The sequence below is a fragment of the Burkholderia sp. Ax-1724 genome (assembly GCF_011752995.1).
GTDB lineage: Bacteria > Pseudomonadota > Gammaproteobacteria > Burkholderiales > Burkholderiaceae > Paraburkholderia.
In genome coordinates this window covers 1-3420 of sequence record NZ_VWWL01000052.1, presented here as the reverse complement: position 1 = coordinate 3420, position 3420 = coordinate 1, and the positions used below count along the sequence as shown (strand labels likewise).

The window sequence follows — 3420 nt, the reverse complement described above, 5'->3', positions numbered from 1 at the left end:
TTGCCAAACTGTTCAAGCAGCTCGGCGGGAATTGCCGGCAGATCGGCCGGTGGGGTCTTTGGTTTGCGAGGCATATATTCTCCTGGGGAGCATCATATGCCTTGAACACGAAATTACTGACAGGCCCAACTATCATCCTGCTTTTCGATAAATCCTGCCCGAATTCCGTAACGGCAACCTCAAGATATCATTCGAAAATGATAGATAAATCCATGCGAATGCGGAAACGGCGAGAAGACTAAGAGTTAACTTGGTGCCTGCCTGCAAGGCAAACACTAGAAAAATGTTCATTTTGCTGCCCGATATATATTGAATTACGCTATTTGCAACAATGTAGGCAGGAAGCCTTGATGCAATGATATATATAAACGCAATCACAAAAAAATTCCCATGGGTATCTCGCCATGCGGCTTTCCATTCGATCTTTCCACCCAATGCAATGTACGGAAAAAGAAGTGCACTCCGTGCCACGACATAGTTAAATAGAATTCTGAGAAGCAGAGTCACCGTCTGGGCAAACGGGGTCTCATTATTTCCGGTTAATCCAGCTGTCCGACAGATCGCAGTAGTGAGAGGAATGGCAGCCAGCAGCATGTAGCCGAACAGAAGCATGAGAACACAAAGAAAAGAATAACGAAGATAATCTTCAAAAGTCGAACTTGGTAGATCGGGAAATCTGATTCGTAAAATCCGTCTTATTGCAGGGATTGCGACGATAAGGATAGGAATTCCACTCAAATGCTCGATCATCGAGTTCAGGATGAACGGTCCAAAAATGCCATCCGGCAAGCTTGTCGGAACCATAAGTCGTAGCTTGTACTGGACGAACATTGCTACCCACATCAGCACAAACGTTACGAAGCAGAGCAACGGCATTTCCGCGATTACGCAAAACGTGTCTCGCCAAGTTCCCGTAATACACCGCCATACCGTGATTGATTGCATAATTTTTTAAGAGATTATGTTTACTTTTTCTAATCAGAAACATGAACGACCGAATCCATTGTCGAGCCGATACAGTGTAATCTCATCGCACCGGACGTTTGATCCAGCCGCAATTTATCGCTTTGTTTTTAGTGGCAGGTATGCGAAACAAGACATGAACGTTGAGTATCCGGCTATGGACCCGAATCAGTCAAGCAAAGCTGAGAGTCTGTTGATCCCGAAGAAGCGAGGGCTCCTGTGAACTTACACGGTCGACCTGGAGTGACCTAAGTGTTCTCGTTCGCGGGCTGTCACGGCACCACAAGAGATTAGGCGGTTGCTGTCCTCGGTATGCTGCGGGTGACAACTCGACAGGTCACGATAGAACCGGACCTGAATGACTATAACAACGATCAATCGGCTACGGATTTGCATCTGTATCAGAAATGGGATCGGTAACCTACGAAGATTTTTGATGTTTGCAGTTGTTTGTCTACTTACCGATAAACGACCGCTATCCGAAATACTAACTATGCCTCGTCAGTATCCGACGAAGCTTGGGATGCAAACCAGTTATCCACCTGCTGCGCATAGTTCAAATGCCCCTTAACCCTATGAAGCTGCTTCGGGGAAATCTTCCCTTGGCTCAATAGATAGTTTAGGGCGCGGATTCGTCTTCGATAGCCTTTAGTAAGTCGAGGCGCCGTCCCATCTACCAGGAGTCCATGCACTTTCAATCTATAGGGTTTTTGGAATAGTTTTTCTTTCTTTTCCGCAATTTTCCAATCACCCGATTCGATGATTGATTTAACGCGATCCTTCAACTCAGGGGCGGGAGTACCGGATCCGGAAAAGACGATATCATCTGCATAACGAGTAAACGTAAGGTTTAACTCGCACGCTAATTCTTCGAGCAGTCGGTCAAATTCCTGAAATACAAGATTGGAAAGCACGGGGCTGCTTGGTGCACCTTGCGCCAAAAAACCTTCATAACAGGTTAGAGCAACCGCAAGATCGGCGGCGTAGTCACCATAGCCAAGCTTGATCAACGCCGCGCGGACGCGTGTCGCGCTGGTAGTGCGAAAAAAATCTTTGATATCGACTGAGTAGGCCCAGTCAGCTTTGCAATGACGAGCAGCTGCGTCGATATGTGATCGTCCGGGCACAAAGCCGAAAGTGCTATCGAGATACCTTACTGAGCACGCTAGATTGCCTCCGATCCAGCGCTGGATGAGTTTCAGAGCGACCTTAGGAGCTTGAATAAGACGAACCTTTTTCCCAGTTCGAATCTCAAAAACTCGATAGTACCGAGCCGGCCGCTTCGCCAGCGTTCCCACGAACGAAGGACTGAAGCCAAACAACACGGCGATAGTTCTCAGAGAAACAATGGGTGGTAATCCCAGTTCGACCAAGCGTCGGATTTCCGCTTCGTAGAGAGAACGGGAGTCCTCAGCTAACGCGCTGACAAAAAAATCGACTGTAGGGAAGCTAACAAGAAGTGGTGGCGTGTTCACGGGAAGAGCAAAGCTGAGAACGCTTTCGTTGAGCCGCCTGCCGAAGGGCGGGCGATTCGAAGGATCGCCCGCCCTTCGGCAGGCTCCCTTCTATACAAGGCCTTCGCATACGAGTGCGATACGCACTCACGCGAAACACGCCACCTAATCCAGTATATCACGCCCATTTCCGCTTCACGAGCAACAGAGCCCGGCTGACGTCGCTGCTGTTGCGTCGCCTGCTAATGGGTACGACCGACAAGCCGCTCTCGGTAAGGTGGAAATACCCATCACGGTCTCGGAGTGTAAAACCTTTCTTCCGCATCAAGTCCAATTTGGACGCAAGCCAACTTTCCGATGGAAGGTGAAAGTCGCGATCCAAGTATTGTTTTAAATTGGACAAGTTTACAGGCGAGAGTAACTTTACTGCGGAGAGAATCGCCACATTTGTTGGCTCTTCGACTATAGGGGCCTGAACGTGAACTTCGCTTCTGTGAAGAGCAAGCGAAGACAATGTCGCATGTGTTGCAGCCTCTATTGCAATTACCGTATCCATGTCTGAAACATTTTCGGCATCAATCCATACCGATGCGGTTTCTAAGTCACGTAGAGATGCTGTTACGTCACTAACAGTACCGGGAAACTGCCTCTCAAAAAGATCTCGAAGTAAACCTTCGACTCGGACATTTGCCTCATCCGATGAAACTGAGATTTGCACATCAATATCAAATTTTTCCCGCAAATGTTTCGCAAGGATGCTGAGTTGCCGTCTGGATGTGTGTCGCCCTTCATGAGCTACAGCTGCAACTTTTTGAGCATCAACTGTAATGAAGATGGTTTCGTCTGCGATCCTCACACTTTTGATATAAGGGCGCTTAGAGCGTGTTAGGCACTTTGGATAATGGGCACGGCATGAACAAGCATGAGCATAGCGAAGACGACGAAATGCAAGCCTGCCAGGGTTTCGGGCAGGCGTTCGTAGTCGCGTGCCAGTCGCCGGAAG

The 3420-nt window shown here is 48.4% G+C and carries 3 protein-coding genes and 1 pseudogene; all 4 read right to left on the bottom strand.

Features of this window, described 5'->3' with window-relative positions; translation table 11 throughout:
- Positions 1–132: 132 nt before the first annotated feature.
- A complete protein-coding gene (locus tag F3J19_RS32220; RefSeq protein WP_167050519.1) occupies positions 133–804 on the bottom strand; it encodes a hypothetical protein in 672 nt (223 codons plus the stop codon).
- A 650-nt stretch (positions 805–1454) separates the two neighbouring features.
- On the bottom strand, positions 1455–2438 hold the full coding sequence (locus F3J19_RS32215; RefSeq protein WP_167050517.1) for a reverse transcriptase family protein: 984 nt from the start codon (positions 2436–2438) through the stop codon (positions 1455–1457).
- 157 nt (positions 2439–2595) lie between these two features.
- Positions 2596–3273 carry a hypothetical protein gene (locus tag F3J19_RS32210; RefSeq protein ID WP_167050515.1) on the bottom strand — a complete coding sequence of 226 codons (678 nt, stop codon included), beginning with the start codon at positions 3271–3273 and terminating at the stop codon, positions 2596–2598.
- A 29-nt stretch (positions 3274–3302) separates the two neighbouring features.
- Positions 3303–3420, bottom strand: a pseudogene (locus tag F3J19_RS32205) (IS5/IS1182 family transposase); the annotation flags it as partial.

What these genes read in the sequence shown, in the direction of transcription:
- F3J19_RS32220 (WP_167050519.1), bottom strand. Translation starts at nt 804, where the DNA reads ATGGTTCCGACAAGCTTGCCGGATGGCATTTTTGGACCGTTCATCCTG.